The sequence below is a fragment of the Nostoc sp. genome (assembly GCF_054880495.1).
Genome location: NZ_JBTYKD010000305.1, coordinates 1 through 18560 on the forward strand (window position 1 = coordinate 1; position 18560 = coordinate 18560).

Consider the following 18560-nt stretch of genomic DNA (forward strand, 5'->3'; position numbering starts at 1 on the left):
ATCCAGATGGCCCTTGCAAATCTTGCCGCTTTTATGAAAAGTTAGAAGTTAGGAGTTTGGAGAGACGCGATTAATCGCGTCTGTACAGGAGTTTGGAGAGACGCGATTAATCGCGTCTGTACAGGAGTTTGGAGAGACGCGATTAATCGCGTCTGTACAGGAGTTTGAAGTTATTCCCTCTCAACTCCCCGCCCCAAAAACTTCTCCCACAGTTAAGCGGGTACCATTAACAAAATCCCATCCCGACTGGGGACGTTTACCAGCTAGCTGAACCTCTCGCAATAGCAACAAACCTTCCCCAGTTTGGACGATCGCACCAATTCCTTTGGTAATGCTCACTACAACTCCCGGTTTGTCTGATATATTTGACAAATCAGGCAATTTATGCAGTAATTCTGGTGGGAGATTGCGATCGCCTACAGAACCAAGGGGAGCAGAAGCGGTGATTTTCAGCAGATTATTACGAAAGGTAGCGGTACAGTTAGGGTAAAAGCCTCTAATTTGATTGTGTAATTGGATAGCACTTTTTGACCAATCCAAAGCATAATCTTGTTTTTGAATCAGAGGTGCATAAGTAGCTGCCAAATTATCTTGAGGAATTGGTTGAATTTCCTGGCGTTCCAACTTCAACAGAGTTTCCACCAACAAATCCCCACCGATCACAGCTAGTCTATCGGCTAAATCTTGGGCACTATCCAGTAATCCAATGGGTGTAGTGGCTATTTGTAGCATTGCACCAGTATCCATCCCCGCATCCATTAACATGATTGTGATCCCCGTTTCGCTCTCACCGTTATACAAACACCACTGAATCGGCGCTGCACCGCGATATTTGGGTAAAATCGAGCCATGCACATTAATGCAGGCTAACTTGGGCATATTTAGGATTTTTGAGGATAAAATCTGTCCGTATGCGACAACAACAAACACATCTGCGCCTAACTGTTTGAGTTGGGTTAAAGTTTCAGTGTCTTTTTTCACCCGTTCGGGTTGCCATACTGGTAAGTTGTGAGCAGTAGCGATCACTTTTATGGGTGAAGGCGTAAGTTTATTTCCGCGTTCCCGGCGTTTATCTGGTTGGGTGACAACTGCCAACACCTCAAATTCTGAATGATTCAATAACTTTTCCAATGTGGGCACAGCAAACTGTGGTGTACCAAAGAATACAATTTTCATTAATAAATAGTCGTTAGTTATTAATTTATGGTAAGTGCGCTGCTCATAACTGACAATATTTAATTTGCATATTAAAATGGAATTCACCAAGCCAGGATTTAGCAGGCTCCTGTATCGTGGAAAACAGTTCGGAGCATCTCTGTGAAAGCAAATATACCAGATGAGAAACAAGATTCTTGCTCCCTCTCCGAACCCACGGAGGGGTTGGGGTGAGGTTTTACAAAACTTTTTACGAAAGTGAGATGTTCCCAAACATTTGCAAAGCAGAGTTGATTTGCTGTAAATCATATCGGCTGTTTGGTGGTACAATGTTTTCTATACTGGTCAAAGCCAAGGCTGCTTGATTGACTTAATAGTTAAGTTAACAAGTGTAATTGCCTGATCGTTTAGTGGTATCTCCTGACGATCTGCTAGAGCATCTACCGAGTAAATTTAGTTGTGTTCCTGATTATTTATTCCCAAATTGGCGTTAAATGCAGTTAGGTTTCTAAAAAACTATTGCGTCTTCTAGCTATTTTTGTAGTTAAGATCGCCATTTCTAAATTGAGGTTGCTGAGAGCAGGATTTTCTGAGTATGATGTATTATACGTCCGCTTTCAGAGCTTAATTTACGTAACGCCTCACGTTGACCATTATCGGGGTTGGCGCTGTTATATCTAGTGTGGAACTTGCCTTAGTTGCTGTGTACTAGCGCTCGCTAGTACGATCCCCAATAACTGAGTCATCTCATCCTTGGTTGTCAGCTTCATTAGCCCAAACTATACCTTGAATATCCCTTAACTAATACCTGTTTTTAGTTTAGTTGGGTATAGCAACATTATATCTCGTGTAGTAATTACTGAGTTTTCAGCATATTTACTATATTTGCATATTTTGGCAACCAAACATTCAGTACTTGAGTAAAAAAAGCTGTGGACAATGATACTTAATTTTTCTAAACCTCTGGAAACTTTAAAGAAGATATCTAGTCATTGCTTTTAGTTTCTTGTTATACATATAATTACTGGCTGCCCCATTACTGCATAGGTATTGCTTCTCACATAGCAACCGCCCCTTTTAGAGAGTCTACAAATGCTTAAACCCCTTTTGCTGTCAGGATGGTTCCGCGCGCAACCATTTCTTAATTACGTTGTCGTTGTGATACTAATCGCACCCTTGCTAGGGGCATCAGGTCACTCGACCCCAGCCAGATCCGAAGTAGCTAAAGTAACTCCGATAACTGGAGAGTCTGACTCTGTATCAAAGGAAATAGCTGTAGTTGGGGAACCTAAAATACCTGAAATATTAAAAACAGATCAAATCAACTCCTTAACAGAAGAATTTGACTCTGTGCCAACACAAACTACTGTTGTCCAGGAACCGCAAGTATTACCAGCAGATAAAATTGAGTCTTTCGATCAAGCAGATAATTATGTGTCAAACAGCGATTTAACTGTTCCTGATCCTTTGGCAGCAGTTGAACTTGCACCATTAACAGATGTTCCTGTTAGTCAACTTAATTTAATCCGAAAACTTAAAGCTGCTAATATCCAGTCTTTGAAAGTCCAAGAAAATTATCTCTCGAAAGAAAACTCTTTTAATAAATCATTGACAGCAACTCAAGTAGCACCAACTCTAAGAGAATCACAACCAACCACAACAATAGAAATACCTGTTGCTGAACCACGCGATGGGTCCCAAGCAGAACAAATAGATCCCATAGGTAGTCCTCATCCTATACCTTGGAAATGGATTACAGCGACTCAAGAGGCAATTGCTTCCAAGGGTGGTTCGGGAATGCGTCACTTCCGCAGCGTACCCGTGGTTTCTCCAGATGGTAAATATGCTGTTTATAGCCGGGTGCAACTAGAGGTAAAACCCCAAATGTACAACAGTCGTGTTACCAGCATTCTGTTTGTCCAAGATATGCAAACCCAAAGGTTGTGGGTGATGGCTTCAACTGCTCCTGTTAGCGATCCTTTATTAAAGGTAAAGGCGGCGCAGTCAGAAGAAACTGATACAAATGGTCAGATTGGGGTATTAGTTCCAGTTAGCTGGTCGGAAAAAGGCGATCGCTTCTTAGCACGCAAGTTTGAAGGTATATTTAACACAGGTGATTCTACAGATAGTGCAGTCATTTGGGATCGGCAAAAAAATCAGGCTAACACAGTTGCTCCTGCTCATGAGGAAGATCATGAAAAAATTGCAGTATTGTTAGGTTGGAGTAAAAGCCAACCGGATAATGTGCTATTTCGTGCGGGTGAATTGGGCGAAGAAAACTGGCCACTAATCCAAGTTGCTAATGATGGCAAGACTGTTACTACAACAGACAATGATCAGCCGATTACCTTTGGTAAAAAGGTTACAGAAATTTGGGCAGGACCACAAGTAGCATACCGATAGGTTATAAAAAATCTCATATACTCCCGTTGTCAGCACTGCTGACAACGGGAGATTTTTTTGGCGTTCCATAAAATAGGGATGATTCTTCTGGGGTGGGCATCCTACAACTAGTGTCAACTTACAGCAGTTTTCATCTATTTAAACCACATCTGTCGTAGGGGCACAGCAATGCTGTGCCCCTACCGCGTGGTCTATTTACCTGAAAATAGCTGTAAGCCAAAACCCCTTTAAAACCTCGTTTCCAGCTAGCGGCTGGGAACGAGACAATCTCTAAATGCTGCTTCTAGACTAACTTTTACTTTAAGTTGACACCAATGGTATCTTGTCCTCTAAAAAGTAAAACTACCGTCCCACAAAGGTTTAAACGTCAGGGGTAATCTTGATGAATAGAAGCCAAATTAGTTTTTACTTTATAACCCACATTCCGCACTTCATTTTGTAGTACAGAGTAAGTGTAATAATTATCAAAAATATTTTAAGTATAAATGCACAATTAAGATAGTAATAAATATAAACAGTATTAAAGAACGGTAACAAATAGAAATTTATAGAGCATTGACAATAAATTCAGGAATAAAAATGAGGAAATGAGTCGGAATTAAATAAAATACCCAAAAAAGATGAATTATCAAAATGAAGAGTTTGAGAGTAAAAACTTAAGTAGAGCGGCGCGAATAATTCAAGGTTTGTAGTAAGGACTTTAGTCCTAATTTGAGGGCTGTTCGCGTTGGCGAAGCCTCTCGTAGAGAAGCGTTCCCGCAGGGTAGCCCTGACTACGAACACATCTCAATATTTTTTACATTACTTAATCTACTTTGATTTATTCTCACCTACTTACTTAGATCACTTGGGAATAATAGCAGGAATAATTGATGAGATAGGAATTGTCGAAAAAATCAATGAGATATTATTAATTGATAGTCGAGAGAAAATAAATACAGGAGAAGTAGTCAAAGCAATCATTCTTAATGGACTAGGTTTTGTCTATAATTCCTACAGGCAATTTGGGTATTTCAGCCATGTTTAGCACCCAGCAATGTCTACGACGGGCTACGCTGGAGCAAATATGCGAGTAAATCAGGGTAATGCGAAGCGCCCGAAACGACCAAATATCATAATGCACATTATAGGTAATTTGTACAGTGTGTAAATCCTAAATATATTGCGTAGCCGCAAAACAGCAGAAGCCGAGAATTGCCCATCCTCGGCTTCTACTTGATCAGCGATTTGCTCAAGAACCTCCCTAATCTGCCTACATAACTCTTTTTTTTAACTAATTCGGTGGGTTTAAGTAGAACGGCGACAAGTAAGCCGCAAGTATGTACATCCTCAAGAAAAATACTTAAGATTAAAACTAATAAAGACTTATTTATCACCCCTTTCCCACTCAGGTATGACACCTTTCACCCGGCGGATGGGCAAATTAGCAATTAAAGCTGTGGTTCGTTGGTTGCTTTCTAAGGAGAACTCTAAGCCCTCTGTCTCAATTTCGACATAGCGACAGACGACATCTAAGATTTCTTGCCGCATTTTTTCCAAGGTTTGAGGATCTAAGTCAGCGCGATCGTGAGCAATTACCAATTGCAGGCGACGTTTTACTTGAGTTCGACTGCTATCAGGACCGCGAGAAAAAAGCCGTTCTAGAAGTTCAATCATTACGAATAGGTCTGGGGCGGAGACTGGAAAATAAGTTAAACAATCTTTGTCCACAACAACCTTCGTAGACGGGCGAAGATGCTGTCTTGGGACGAGTCGATCTCCAGAAAATCAACACTTTCCCCTTCTAATCTACGAGCAATGTTCTCAAAGGCTATGGCAGCTAAAGAGGGATTTTCCGCTAACACTAAGGGTTCGCCGCGATTGGTAGATACAATAACACGCTCGTCGTCAGGGATTACCCCGATCAGGGGAATGGCGAGAAGTTCCTGAACATCTTGCACTGACATCATATCATTTGCTTTCACCATTGCGGGTCTAATGCGATTAATTATTAAATGAACACGCTTGACACCTTGTGCTTCTAGTAACCCCACTACCCGGTCAGCATCACGAACTGAGGAAATTTCTGGCGTGCTAACAATTAGCGCTTCTTTTGCCGGGCCGATCGCATTTTTAAACCCATTTTCAATGCCGGCGGGGCTATCAATGATCACATATTGATACTTTTGCGCTAGTGCATTCACCAATAACTTCATCTGTTCTGGTGTGACTGCATCTTTGGAGCGATTTTGGGCTGCCGGCAGGAGTACGAGATTGGGTTGGCGCTTATCTTTCACCAAGGCTTGTTCTAAGCGGCACTCTCTGGCTAAGACTTCCACCGCAGTATAGACGATGCGGTTTTCTAGCCCTAGCAGCAAATCCAAATTTCTCAGACCAAAATCCGCATCAACCAAGGCAACTAGACGCCCCATTTTGGCTAAAGCCATGCCCAGATTTGCTGAAACTGTGGTTTTACCCACTCCTCCTTTACCGGAGGTAATCACAATAATGCGAGTCATGATAGAAATGCGGTCAATGAGGGTTCAGGAAATATAAAACCGTAAATTGCAGTATAAAGTATGAAGTATCGTATCAAGTATGAAGAAATATCTGTTCTCCCTGATTCGGGCGAGGTATGAATATTTTTTTATAGCGATATCTGAGGACAAGCCGCTCCGCGTCTACCCTCGGTTGTGTACAATACACTTCTCTAGGGGAAAGAAATTAGGGATTAGAGTAGTGTATTCTATCCAGGTGAAAACCGCTATATTTCATCCTTCGTATTCTTCATCTTTTAAGTAAATATTCAGGGCTGCTAATTTATCTTAGTAAATTGGTTTCTGTAAAAATCACTAGCCCTAGCGATGCGAATCCCTTGGGGCGTAATATGCGCCACTTCTGGACAAAATTGCATGGGTAATTTTTCTGGTGCCCTAGCTACAGCATCTGCGATCCGTAATTGGGTTGGTTCCATTTGTAAGGCCATAATTAGACACTCACTATTACCTCCAGCCCCAGCATGAGCGATTCCACGTAAACGTCCCCAGATGATAATATCTCCATCTGCAATTACAATACCACCTGGATTTAAATCTCCCAAGAGAATTACTGTACCAGGATGACGAATTTCTACTCCAGAACGGACTGTCATTTCCAAATAGAGGGCATCTGCCTGGGGTATGGCTGTAGCTGTTGACTCGGAGACCAGAGAACTTACTGGCTGTAGTTGTTCTACAGAATACCCCGATGTCACCGCAGCGATCGCAGTTTGACGACGACTCGTCGAGACAGATATTAGCCGGAGTTGGACTTCACTTAAAGCCTCGCCAAGTTCTTGCAGTTGTCTGGCATCTACTAGGCGGTCATGTGCCATCAGATGCACAGGGCTATTAGATATACGGAAGCGATCGCCTGCATTCAGACGCTGTTTTATTTGTTGCCAAATATCAGACCAACTGAGTTCTGAGGCAGATACTTGAGATTCTGGAGGCAAAATTAATAACAGTCGTCCCTCCTTACTTTTTAACTGGACTTGAGTATTGTCTTTTACGCGATGTCCTGGTAATGCTGACTCCTCAGGATTTAAATCAGTCAGGATAAAATCTGATGCAGTATCAGTATTTGACTCTACATCTGGGTTAGCAGTATTTGAATTTACATCGGGATTAACAGGATTTGACTCTACATCCGCAAGGACAGTATTTGATTTTAAATAAAGGAGGACAGAATTTAATTCCGCAACCGGGAGGATAGAATCTGACTCTAGATCAGAAACAGTAGGATTTACGTCTACCTCAGAAAGGATAGAGTCAAATTCTGCACTTCCTAATGCAGAATTTGACTTTAGATTGGGAATCCCAGAATCAGAAGTCATGTAGTACTAGCCAAAAGACAACAGATTTTAAATTTTGGGTCGCACCTTTGGTGCGCTTCCAGCCCAACTTGGATTTTGGATTTGTATCACCCACAAGGGGGTTGGCGTAGCGGAACATTAGTCCGACATCAACCAAAAGATTCTTTAATCTTAAATCGTTCAACTGAGCGTAGCCGTACTCCTTCTCTACGAGACGCTCCGCGAACGGAGAAGCAAGCTACGCGTAGCGTTTCGCAGGAAAGTCGAAAGTCTCAAATCGTTCGACTGAGCGTAGCCGTTCGCGTAGCGTTCCGCAGGAAAGTCTCAAATTGGCACAGTCAACCTTTGATAAATTGTCCCCAACGCATCAGCATCGCCGACGTTACCTGGAAACAGCACTACAGGCAAATTAGGAAATTGAGGATGATCGGATGGCGTTAACACCATTGAACAACCAGCTAAAATTTGACCGAGTAAACGGGCTGAAGTTAAAGCGAGTCCACTACTCAAAACATCATTAGAGGTAATACCACCCTTACTGATTAAGAATCCTATATCAGATGGTAAACCGCGCACAATATCCATCAATAAACTTGAAACTTTTGTCCCAAACTCCAATCGTGTTTTGACATCTTTAAAACTCAGTTCCTGACGGCTAGTATAAACCACTGGTGTTTTGCCAGCTTCGTGTACCGCCCGTGCACTTTTCTGAATTTCAGTTAGCAGTGTAGCAGATTGATTTGGATCATCATCAAGTAATCGCGCTACATTCACTTCGATTCCCACAGCCCCTTCTATTTGCAACAGCGCCTCTAATTGCTGAGTAGTCTTTTTCACATGGGAACCAACAATCACCGCACCTGGTTTGCCTTGTCGCACGTACTGCGCCATCTTTTCGGCAGCAATGGGTTGGGGTGGTAAAGCGGCTATTGCTGTTAAAATACTGGCGGCACTGCGAAACAGAAAGTGTTTCCCTTGACTTGCTGCTGCTAATATGTCTACTGCAAAGCGGTTGAGATCATCTTGAGTTTCAGCATCGACGACAACGCACTGATTACCATTGAGTTGTAACAAGCGTTCTAAACTACCAGTGCGAATATCGGCTAGGAGAAATCTTTCTACAGTTTCGGCAGTAATTCGTCCTTGAGTCTTTTCTTGGACATACTTGGGTAAGTAACTGTGATGGTAGCTGAAGACTGAATCACGGGCAAATTCAGTTTCATGGACTGGAGTGGGTACACCGGCAATAATTAAGTAATGCACACTGTCACGGGTGATGCGTCCACCGTCAAAAAAAGCTGGAACGAGAAAATGAGCATCAAAGGGTCCGAGTTCTTGTGCGATCGCATCGGTTTCAACGGGATAATGTCCCCGTAAGGTAGAATCAGAACGGCTGACAATCAGAAAATCGTCAATCCCTTCAGCATTCAAGGCGATTTTTAGGTTCTGGCAAACTTCTATGGTTACAGATGTAGCTGACTGTGGCGTTAGCGATCTAGTATTAGTCAGTACAAATAAAATCGGCGAATCATCCTGCAACCCGGCGCGTAAAGTGTCCACATCCCAACGCATTAGCAGCAAGCAGCTGTGGACTGTTTGAGAACCTGTAGGGTCATCATCCAGGACAATTATTTTAGGTTTGTTGCTCATTTAACTAATCTCTACTTAGAGGATGTTTTAAAAGTATTAGGCGACTAGAAGTCGCTACTACACAAGCTCTCGTCCACCTCCGTGGACTAATAAATCAAGGGTTTTCTAACCTGCGGAGGCAGGTTTTGTATTTCGACTCCGCTCAACACAAGTCTGTGTAGCTGCGACTTCTAGTCGCCTTCTAGTGCTTCTCAAACATTCTCTTAGCTTTTGTGTAATTTTCTGATTTCTGCTTGCACATCGATCGCAATTTGCAATGATTGATTTAGCAGTTGAGCATATTCGCCTGCTTGACTACTAAGTTGTAAAGCTTGCAGACTGGCTAAATTATTTACAAATAACTCTTGGTTATTAGCAAGCAATTTTTTATTATCTCGCAAAATTCGTTCCGTTTTCAGAGCCCGGACTAAATCTTCTCTAATCAGTTGCAGGGCGGCGGTGACTTGATCTCGGTCATGGATACTGCTTTCGACGTTTCCTGATGCTGCCAATTGGTCATTAATATCTATGGTGTTAATCAGGTCATGATATTTATTAACTTCATCTAAAAGTATTGTCAGTCCTTCGGGACAGGTTAATTGTCGCCAGAGCGATCGCCCAACTAATATCGGGATTGGCACTAAAATTAGTAAAAGAATTCCGAGTCGAATTGAAGATCCAATTGTCGGCAGAATAATAAACGCATAAACAAAGCCAACAATTATTGGCGTTAGCGCCAGCGTCACCAGCATTTCATTGATGAAAAACCCTAATCGCTTCTTGCTATCTCGCAAAACAGAAGGTCTAAAAACGTCTTCTGGATCGAACCCAGTCAAACGTCTCAGTTCTCCTTTGCTAATTTCCAAGCCTATTAAGTCCGGCTGCACGGATTGATACTCCTTGAGGAAGCGCGAGTTGCGTATTCATTTTAATCGTGTTTGGCGTGGATGAATTTATTGAGCCAGATCAACTTAGGATAAGCGCCAACTCAGTGTAACTCGTACTTGTCCATCAGGCAAAGCTGACATTTCCCATGCACCATCTGGAAGTTCAGAGGCGATCGCATCCATCATTTTAGTGCCATAGCCACCTTTTTTGCGTTCACAGGTAGTAGAGTTTATAATTGATCCATCGTTTGCGATCGCCAGAGTACATCTGACTCCCTGTTGCTCTAAACTAATACACACTTGGGTAGCAGTACCGTGAGGTGGTTGTGCGTGTTGGATCACATTATTCAGTGCTTCGCCCAAAAAGCGATAAATTTCCTCTCGGTGTTCAATCCAAACACTGTTTAATTCTGGTTCTTGGAGAGGCTGAAGTTCTGTAATCACTGTTAAAGTTAACTTTCCAGAATTGACTAAATCTTGCAGCTTGGCGCTAATTCCTAGATATAACCCTTGTCGTAATGCTGGAGTCACCTCCATTTTCTCAGCTAAACGACGAATGTTATACAATTTATCCCTAATTTCTTGCCCTAAAGCTGCCAACTTGTCTAAAATTGAATCGACATCTAAATGAGATTCCAATTCAATTTTGTCCATCACCAGCTTCAAATCTTGCAAAGCCCCATCATGGATATCAGAAGCGGTGCGATGGAGGATTTTGCGTGTGCGGGAAAGAATAGCTTCTTGTTCAACTGCCTTTAGTTGGCTAATTTGATAGTTTTGCAGAGTAATAACCTCTTTTTGTCGCCCCAAAATGAAATAGATAAAAACAGATATCCCAGTTGCTGTCCACACGAATAAAGGCAGAATAATTGATAATATCCATTTATATTTCCAGATAATTAAACATCCTGCAAAGTAACCGCCAAATATTACAAAAACTAGCAATAATAAATGCCAATTTTGATACCTGTAAATACCAGTAGTTATCAAAAATGCCCCGAAAATAACGATTATCAACTCGACCCATTGCGGCGGAATTTGTAAAAATGAATCTGTCATCAAACTGGCCATGAGATTGGCCTGAATTTCTACGCCGGACATGCTGTCGCCGAATTACATTGGTGGCAAGGTTTCCGTTCTCGACAAGATCAAAATAGATGCAAGGCAACGTTTAGAGCAGCTTTCAAGTCAATACCTATCGTTATCAAAGCAAGCAGCAACAAGCAATGCCACACTACAGTTGACGTTAGAGGCGATACCTCGTTCTCGAAAAAGAACCTCTGACATTCAGGGCTTTTTGAGAGTCAATCTTAAATGTGTTGGCTTCACTAATCAAAATGATCTACGTTTATCTCTACAGCGCGAAGTTGATCAAATTCTTGCCAAAGGATCTGTACCAACTCCGCCTCCAACTCCACAACCTACATCCAGTTCTGCCTGTGTCTCTGTTGATTCAAGAAGTGGATGGCAACATTTCAATCTACCTGGTAGTTTTACTAGGGTCACAAATATTAGTGGAGGTTGGAGTGTTGATACTCGAAATTATTCTTCAGTCGGTCCTTATGGACATAGTGGCCGTGATGCTGAGTCTCTCGCACCTTACAATCAGTACAAATTTGATCAGAGCTTCCCTTTCGGTGCTTTATTAATGGGAAGTGGACAAGGGAGATTGTGGATTCAAAGTCCTATATCTTTTAATGGTTCCTTTGGTGCAGTGGATATGAGAATTAACGATGCTGACAATGCACTTGGTGATAATGGAGGTTCCCTCCAAGTATGCTTCGGTAACTAACCTGTCACGACATGATATTTTATGTAATCGCACTTTTGATGACGTGATATTTTAGGCGATCGCTCTTTCCATTACATGATTATTTGGTGCGATCGCACTTCCTAGTATATTCAGATCCCCGACTTCTTTAAGAATCGGGGATCTAGTCTCCCAGATGACACGATGATTTTAGGCGATGCCTATGGCGGTAAACTACGCACTTTTCATGACACTATGATTTGAGGCGATCGCAATCAACCTCTTGCTCAGAGGAGTGGCGATCGACATTATTGCCCCTTCCACAGGCTTATCGATCAAGGAAGTCCAACTAACTTCAGCAGCAACTGAATGAGTCTCCACAAAATTAGCCTGAACTGTGTAGCGATCGCGGCATAACAACCCGGTTGAAGCGCACTGACAAAGAAAGGTTATCGGTGTTGTCGCAAAAGCGATCGCTTCAGTTAAGATGGCTGGTGGCTGTTATGTGAGGGCTTCATTTATCCCTCGGTAAGAAAACAATATGAGTAATAACAAAGATATACTTTCAAGAATGCAGAGGTATCAGCGTACCTGGAATCTTGGTGCTAATTGCTTACAATTTGCTCATATCTCTTTGGGGATTTTAGCAATTGGATCATCATTGATCGTTGCGACCTTTACACACGAGCTAGGAGACTTTTATACACGCATCTTTGCTTTTGTTAGCGCGTTATCATTTGGAGTTGTAAACTCAATCAATCTTGGCGAAAAAGCAAACAATTTTCGCTGCGCTATCAGGTATCTCAATGTTGGTTTGATGAGATTTCTGGGAGGGCTGTCGTCTGAGCAAGAGCTAATTGACACTTACAAGGAATGCGAAGATATAATTAGCGACTGGAAATTTGTACCCCCACGCCAGCAGCAATCTTGATATCGGTATATCGGTTAAAATTAAGAAACTGTGTGGAATTGCAATGTTTTCTGCTATTGAACTATGACTGAACTGCTGCGACAGGCGATCGCCCGAATTGAAAAACTTCCAGCTGATCAGCAAGATGCGATTGCGGCTCGATTCTTGGCAGAATTGCAAGATGAGCAAAAATGGGAAACTCGTTTTACTGCCACGACAGACGATCAATGGGATCATATGGCTACAATGGTGCGTCAGGAAATTGCAGAAGGTGAAACCGTTTCACTTGATGAAGTTTTCCCAACACAAAAATGAAATCAAGTGCTACTAAGTCGTTTCGTAAACGGCTGAATGCTCTTCCTGCATCGGTTCAGGAGCAAGCCGTTACAGCCTATGCTCTTTGGAAAGAAGACCCCTACCATCCGAGTCTTCAATTCAAACGACTCAGTCAGCGACAACCAATTTACTCTGCTCGTGTCAGTCTTAACTATCGCGTTCTGGGTTTATTGGAATCCGATCGCATTTATTGGTACTGGATTGGCACACACGATGAGTATGATGAATTGCTCAAACGGATATAGTCTGAGGCAATCGGTCAAGACACGACATAACAACCGGGTTGGAGCGGACTGATGAAGTTTGAAGAGTGATAATTTGTCTGACTGGCTCAGATTGTTCACCAAAGGAATTAACTCAGCGAGAGACATGGTTTAAACTCTCAGACATACGAGAATGCATTTATCATAAGCGATCTGTGAGATACTAGGAGAAGCGATAGCACTTTCGATAACACGATTCTTTCATGCGATCACACTTTTTGAATGAACCAAAAACTCACAGCGATCGCACTTCCTAATATATTCAGATCCCCGACTTCTTAAAGAAGTCGGGGATCTACTCTACCAGATGACACGATGATTTTAGGCGATCGCTCTTTTGATTACACGATAATTTTAGGCGATGCCTACGGCGGTAAACTACGCACTTTCCATACACGATGATTTTAGGCGATAGCTAGGTTGGTAAACTACGTACTGGCAATAGTTCCATCTGTTAAGTAATATTTTCTTGTTTATCTGCTTAACAGAAGCAGGTTATGAACTTTCTCCAGCTTCTTTCAGTGCAAAATCAATAACAGTTTGACTTAAACGAATATTGTGTTTCTCCTAATTTTAGGACTTCAAAAGCTAGAGAAGAACTGCACGCGATCGCCTTCAGCCTCTAGTGGAGCGGCTGAAAACTGCTAGGTGGGGGCTTTCAACCTACTCATCATGTTGTATGATGAAGGAATTCTTAGAGATACAGCATAAAGATTAGAAGTCAGTATATGCAAGCGATCCTTTTAAGCCGTGAAGATGTTGCTCAACGTGCAGAGCAACTGTACGAAAGCAGAATCCGCCAAGAAGTGGAAATCGAAGAAAACGTCGGCAAAATGGTCATCATTGATATTGAAACAGGTGACTATAAGGTTGATAAAAATAGCTTACGCGCTGCTGACTACCTGAGTGAGAAACATCCCAATGCTCGCCTCTTCGGAATCAAAATCGGGTACAACGTCGGTGCAGCTTTTGGTGGTGGTGTCATGGAGCGTGTGGTTAAGTGATCTCGGGTATTGTAGATGATGGACACGCGGTTATTACTATTCCATTTCAGATTCCCAATCGCGCTGACTTCCCGATTGAGTTTGTAGTAGACACAGGATTTACAGATGAGCTTTGTCTACCGCCAGAAGCAGTAGCGTTACTGAATCTTCCTTTTAAACATGACATGCGTGCGAATTTGGCAGATAATAGCCGAGTTATATTGCCAGTTCACAAAGCGATTATTACTTGGAACCAAGAGGAGCGAGAAGCTCGTGTGTTTGCCCAGGTTCGATCTCCCTTTAAAAACTTTGGATGCTTTGCATTTAGCTGTATGTAGCATTAATAATTTTTCTCTGGTGACAGCAGACGAGAAATTAGCTCAATCTGCTACTATTTTAGGCATAAAGATTCTTTTATTAAATTCCAATCTCAATTTTAGTTAGAGATGCGATTACTAGGTCGCGCTTTGCGCTCGCATGATTATAATTAATCTTGCCAATTTTGTTTTGCCCTAGTAAAAATTTCATCTATAGTCTGATCTTGATATATTGTTCTAGAGATTTGTACATAATCAGTAAGAGTTTTGTGTAACAGTGTCAAGAACTGCATAGCTGCTGCTGAACCGAGAGATTTATATAGTGCATTAGTGCATTGATGGCTTTTACTTGCAAGTTCCTTAGGGTTGGTAAGCTGTTTTACATTTAACTTGCATGATTAGACTGGGCAAGACTTCGGCGTGAGCGCTCAGTCGAACGCTGCCCATCACACAAGAGTTACATAACATTTAGGTTTAAGTGCCTTCATTCTCTCTCAATGCGATCGCTGCATTCTGTCCACCAAAACCAAAACTCAAACATAAGACCTGCCTAATTTTACTGAGACGAGCGGCTGTAACGATATCTAAATCAAACTCTGGCTGCTGCAATCCTACACAAGGCGGTAATATTTGATGCTTTAATGCCATGAGAGAAAAAGCTACACCTAAAGCTCCAGATGCTCCTAATGTATGACCTGTGCTTCCTTTGGTGGAACTAACTGCCACTCTTTGAGGAAACAAACGCTGAATTACCATGCTTTCTATGCGGTCATTTAGCTGGGTAGCTGTGCCATGAGCATGAATATAATCAATGTCGGCTGGTGAGAGACAACTACGTTCTAGACATTGTTTGATGGCTGCGATCGCACTTTTCCCTTTAGGTTCTAATGAATTACTATGATATGCATCGTTGGTTAAGCCAAAACCGAGAATTTCACCATACACTTTTGCTTGACGCTGCTTTGCCAACTCTGCTGATTCTAAGACAAACACAGCTGCGCCTTCGCCTAATACTAAGCCTTCTCGGTGCAAATCAAAGGGATAAGCCCCAGTTTTCGCTAAAGCACCCATCTGCTGAAACCCTGCTAAAGTTAAGGGTGTAATTGGTGCTTCCACTGCGCCAGCGATCGCCTGTTGACATTGCCCAGTTTGTATAAGTAAAGCTGCTTGGGCAATAGACCAAATTCCAGTAGCACAAGCTGCCATCGGTGCCAAAACTATCCCCGATGCACCAATTTGTCTTGCAGCTGCGATCGCATTCATGTGAGGTAATGTATCTAGCCAATTTCCTAAAGAGGACACCGAGAAATTCGCCGCATCTCCATACATTTGCCTTGCTAGCATTTCCCAAGACGCTTGATAAGATCGACTCGATCCAATGACTACAGCACAATCAGCTAAAGCTAGAACTAATCCAGCATCTTGCAAAGCAGAAGAAACAACCATCTGAGTTAATATTGTTAACTCAGATGGTTGTTGACTAATCAAACCTAAAGGAAGTGGTTTCAGTTCTGGAAATGGTTGATGTAATCGAATTCCAGATTTACCTGCTAGCAAATTTTGCCAACTATCCTCCAAGCTTCCACCCAAGGCGGAAATTAAACCAATACCAGTGACACAAACCTTAACCAATTGGAATTTTGCGAGTGAGGAATCTTTCGCTATTCAAACATTCAATTCTTTATTTTGAATTTTGAATTGATTTCTCCTACTGTCCAGGTGTTTTTAGATTTTCAGCCCCTTGGGTGACTTTAGCAGAGTCAATGCGATCGCCTTGCTGAATTTTGTTCACTACAGCAAAGCCTTGAGTCACATTGCCAAACACAGCGTAGTTGCCATCTAAGAAGGCGAGATCAGCTAAAGCAAAGTAAAACTGGGCAGAAGCAGAATCTGGTTGTTGCGATCGCGCCATCGCTACTGCACCCTGCTTATGGGGCAATACGACGGGTTGAGCAGTAGCATCAAATGGTTTATTGTAAATCGGTGTATCTGAACCTTTTGGCTTAACTTCTAAAGGTATATAACGAGCATTTCCAGTTTTTGGGTCAATATAACTACCTTCTCCCAGTTTATCTACTGGAACTTTCGGGTTTTTGCTTTGAGGATCGCCCCCTTGAACAACAAACGGTTGGGGTTCGCGGACAACTCGATGGAAAGCTAAACCATCGTACACGCCCTTTTGGACTAAATCCACAAAGTTGCCAGCTGTAATTGGGGCATCAGTGCCGTCTACTTCGATAGTAATCGGCGAGCCTTTAACCGTCAGTACCACAGTAGCCTTGCCTTCTAGCCGTGGTAAATCTGTGATTCCAGGAATAGTCTCATTACTAGTTTGAGATACAGATGTTGCTTGAGTAGTTGTCTTGATGCTTGCCTCACTTGTGGTTGAGGTTGGAGAAGATGAATTAGAAGCGACTTGCTGTGTTGAACATCCACCCAACATCAAGCCACTAATGAGTACCAAAGAAAGCAAAAATTGGGAAATTTTTAACCGCATTGCCAGTTACTGATTTAACCAGAGTATCTTATCGTTTCGAGGGGCAATTCAATTTTGGATTTTGGATTTTAGATTAAATTTCAATCTAAAATCCGAAAGCGTTCGACTCAGCGCTCACGCCGAAGTCTAAAATCTAAAATTCTTACTCCCCACTCCCTTACAGTCCTTCTAGCGACACTCCCAAAAAGCGGGCTAACTTTGCGCCTTCTGTTTCCAACTCTGTTAAAGATAACGGTTGTCCAACCCGTGTTAAGGGTATATCTCGTCGGCCTTTAAGGCGTAGATAGAGGGCGCGAAGGGGATTAAGACCTTCTTTGACGGCTATTTGCACAGATTGCACATCTTCTATGCGGCTGTTAATCTCAATGCGGCGGTTTTTGCCAGGAAATCCCCAACGAAAGATTTTGATTGTGCCAGTTTCCTGATTAAATTCGTTGTAACCGCCGCCCACGTCCAATAAAATCACTAGCCAGAGGTATGTGGCTAATAGCAAGCCAGCAGTGCCATATAACCCCATCACCAGTCCTTGGGGGAAAAATACCAGTTGAGTTGGATCGGAAACTATGAGTAAATTAACTTTTAAATAACTGGATATGCCAGCCAATAAAAAGCCGCTTGCTCCCAAGGTAACGATAGTTGCCCACCAGTAGTTACTGAACCGACGAGAACCGAGAACATTTTGATGCAGGAGGCGATTGCCCTTGTTAATCGTTGTTGATGCCGTCATTTAACTACCATTGCCCGTGAGATACTCGTTGTGACATATTCGCACACTGAACGCTTTTACATCCAGTTATGAATTCTTGACCCTGTACCCCACAAATTTTACTGTCCCGGATGATGCTGGCTTACTTGCACTATGGGACAAACCACTTAGGCTATTTGTATTAGTCAAGATGTGCCAACTTCCTTTCCCGTTGTCCAACGTTTCACATGGGTTTTCCAGAGGTGTATCAGCGATCGTGGCGGCGAAGTAACCATTTACATTTTACCAAACATCGTTGACAAAAACTCAACTGCGCCTCTCACTGTTCCTGCTACCCATAGAATCTATATATTTGTTAAAAATTCTTTCTTCGCTGCTCCCTGACTATTTTTGACCTCTGGAGAATGAGTTACCTACATAAGCCCATCTCCACTAAATTTTTTCAGATTTCTGAGAAAACTTGTGTCAAATTGTAAAAATTCTGATATTTATATTAATTATCAGGTTAGTGTTTCATACCTGACTTGCTTGTTGTGTATCAGGCAAAACCCGGACTAGTGTGATAAATTAAGAATCATTAAGTTACCACAAACTAGATTACTAGCCGATGGTACGTGTAATGACATAAACAAAGAGAAATGCTGATTTCAAATCAGTAAGCTCTCAGAATCTCAGTTGCTTTCAGGCTGTTGAGATTGTCAAAAAAACGTTAATTCCTCACGGGAGTTGGTTGCACTAGCTCTCCGTACTGCCTTAAAAACGTTGCAATTTTAGTAAAAAAAGAGGATTTTAGTCCGATGACCATCGCAGTTGGACGCGCACCCAGTAGAGGGTGGTTTGACGTTCTCGACGACTGGCTCAAGCGCGATCGCTTCGTATTCGTAGGTTGGTC

At 42.3% G+C, this 18560-nt stretch carries 19 protein-coding genes and 1 pseudogene; 9 read left to right on the top strand and 11 right to left on the bottom strand.

Annotation, left to right across the window (positions count from 1 at the left end; all coding sequences use genetic code 11):
• Positions 1–180: 180 nt before the first annotated feature.
• The gene (gene fmt, locus ACYTXL_RS26365; RefSeq protein WP_461927280.1) at positions 181–1176 is read right to left on the bottom strand and encodes a methionyl-tRNA formyltransferase; all 996 of its coding nucleotides are present in this window, start codon (positions 1174–1176) and stop codon (positions 181–183) included.
• Between the two features lie 1071 nt (positions 1177–2247).
• Here fmt and ACYTXL_RS26370 point away from each other — a divergent pair.
• Together ACYTXL_RS26370 and ACYTXL_RS26375 are read left to right on the top strand one after the other, a co-directional pair.
• Positions 2248–3558, top strand: a complete 1311-nt coding sequence (locus ACYTXL_RS26370) for a hypothetical protein (protein WP_461927281.1) — start codon at positions 2248–2250, stop codon at positions 3556–3558.
• A gap of 808 nt (positions 3559–4366) precedes the next feature.
• Positions 4367–4573 (top strand): annotated as a pseudogene (locus ACYTXL_RS26375) (DUF4277 domain-containing protein); the annotation flags it as partial.
• Positions 4574–4923: 350 nt separating this feature from the next.
• Here the strand turns inward: ACYTXL_RS26375 and minE are convergent.
• The 6 genes from minE to ACYTXL_RS26405 form a co-directional block, all read right to left on the bottom strand.
• Positions 4924–5214 (bottom strand): cell division topological specificity factor MinE, encoded by a 291-nt coding sequence (minE, locus tag ACYTXL_RS26380; RefSeq protein WP_292771853.1) that lies wholly within the window; start codon positions 5212–5214, stop codon positions 4924–4926.
• Positions 5215–5249: 35 nt separating this feature from the next.
• Positions 5250–6056, bottom strand: a complete 807-nt coding sequence (gene minD, locus ACYTXL_RS26385) for a septum site-determining protein MinD (protein WP_461927282.1) — start codon at positions 6054–6056, stop codon at positions 5250–5252.
• Positions 6057–6352: 296 nt separating this feature from the next.
• A complete protein-coding gene (gene minC / locus ACYTXL_RS26390) occupies positions 6353–7411 on the bottom strand; it encodes a septum site-determining protein MinC (protein WP_461927283.1) in 1059 nt (352 codons plus the stop codon).
• Between the two features lie 303 nt (positions 7412–7714).
• Positions 7715–9040 carry a four-carbon acid sugar kinase family protein gene (locus ACYTXL_RS26395; RefSeq protein ID WP_461927284.1) on the bottom strand — a complete coding sequence of 442 codons (1326 nt, stop codon included), beginning with the start codon at positions 9038–9040 and terminating at the stop codon, positions 7715–7717.
• 203 nt (positions 9041–9243) lie between these two features.
• Positions 9244–9906 carry a hypothetical protein gene (locus ACYTXL_RS26400; RefSeq protein ID WP_461927285.1) on the bottom strand — a complete coding sequence of 221 codons (663 nt, stop codon included), beginning with the start codon at positions 9904–9906 and terminating at the stop codon, positions 9244–9246.
• Positions 9907–9990: 84 nt separating this feature from the next.
• A complete protein-coding gene (locus ACYTXL_RS26405) occupies positions 9991–10965 on the bottom strand; it encodes a sensor histidine kinase (RefSeq protein ID WP_461927286.1) in 975 nt (324 codons plus the stop codon).
• 40 nt (positions 10966–11005) lie between these two features.
• Here ACYTXL_RS26405 and ACYTXL_RS26410 point away from each other — a divergent pair, with 40 nt between their 5' ends.
• Entirely contained in the window at positions 11006–11698 is a 693-nt protein-coding gene (locus ACYTXL_RS26410) for a hypothetical protein (RefSeq protein ID WP_461927287.1), read from the top strand.
• Between the two features lie 192 nt (positions 11699–11890).
• Here the strand turns inward: ACYTXL_RS26410 and ACYTXL_RS26415 are convergent, their stop codons facing one another.
• A complete protein-coding gene (locus tag ACYTXL_RS26415; protein WP_461927288.1) occupies positions 11891–12037 on the bottom strand; it encodes a hypothetical protein in 147 nt (48 codons plus the stop codon).
• A gap of 160 nt (positions 12038–12197) precedes the next feature.
• Here ACYTXL_RS26415 and ACYTXL_RS26420 point away from each other — a divergent pair, with 160 nt between their 5' ends.
• The 5 genes from ACYTXL_RS26420 to ACYTXL_RS26440 all read left to right on the top strand — a co-directional run bounded on the left by ACYTXL_RS26420 (position 12198) and on the right by ACYTXL_RS26440 (position 14486).
• Complete coding sequence (locus tag ACYTXL_RS26420; RefSeq protein WP_461927289.1) at positions 12198–12587, top strand: hypothetical protein; 390 nt, start codon at positions 12198–12200, stop codon at positions 12585–12587.
• Between the two features lie 63 nt (positions 12588–12650).
• Complete coding sequence (locus ACYTXL_RS26425) at positions 12651–12881, top strand: hypothetical protein (protein WP_461927290.1); 231 nt, start codon at positions 12651–12653, stop codon at positions 12879–12881.
• On the top strand, positions 12878–13147 hold the full coding sequence (locus ACYTXL_RS26430) for a type II toxin-antitoxin system RelE family toxin (RefSeq protein ID WP_461927291.1): 270 nt from the start codon (positions 12878–12880) through the stop codon (positions 13145–13147). Before ACYTXL_RS26425 ends, ACYTXL_RS26430 begins: the two co-directional genes overlap by 4 nt.
• A 746-nt stretch (positions 13148–13893) precedes the next feature.
• Entirely contained in the window at positions 13894–14169 is a 276-nt protein-coding gene (locus ACYTXL_RS26435) for a hypothetical protein (protein WP_461927292.1), read from the top strand.
• Positions 14166–14486, top strand: a complete 321-nt coding sequence (locus tag ACYTXL_RS26440) for a clan AA aspartic protease (RefSeq protein WP_461927293.1) — start codon at positions 14166–14168, stop codon at positions 14484–14486. The genes ACYTXL_RS26435 and ACYTXL_RS26440 overlap by 4 nt, the downstream gene beginning before the upstream one ends.
• Before the next feature lie 453 nt (positions 14487–14939).
• Here the strand turns inward: ACYTXL_RS26440 and ACYTXL_RS26445 are convergent, their stop codons facing one another.
• From ACYTXL_RS26445 to ACYTXL_RS26455, 3 genes are all read right to left on the bottom strand, one after another.
• Positions 14940–16097 (bottom strand): beta-ketoacyl-ACP synthase, encoded by a 1158-nt coding sequence (locus ACYTXL_RS26445; RefSeq protein ID WP_461927294.1) that lies wholly within the window; start codon positions 16095–16097, stop codon positions 14940–14942.
• A 76-nt stretch (positions 16098–16173) separates the two neighbouring features.
• Positions 16174–16962: a peptidylprolyl isomerase gene (locus tag ACYTXL_RS26450; protein WP_461927295.1), complete on the bottom strand. Its 789-nt coding sequence runs from the start codon at positions 16960–16962 to the stop codon at positions 16174–16176.
• A 157-nt stretch (positions 16963–17119) separates the two neighbouring features.
• Positions 17120–17689: a photosystem I assembly protein Ycf4 gene (locus ACYTXL_RS26455; protein WP_461927296.1), complete on the bottom strand. Its 570-nt coding sequence runs from the start codon at positions 17687–17689 to the stop codon at positions 17120–17122.
• A gap of 76 nt (positions 17690–17765) precedes the next feature.
• Here ACYTXL_RS26455 and ACYTXL_RS26460 point away from each other — a divergent pair, with 76 nt between their 5' ends.
• Positions 17766–17939 (top strand): hypothetical protein, encoded by a 174-nt coding sequence (locus ACYTXL_RS26460; protein ID WP_461927297.1) that lies wholly within the window; start codon positions 17766–17768, stop codon positions 17937–17939.
• The last annotated feature ends 621 nt before the right edge of the window (positions 17940–18560 follow it).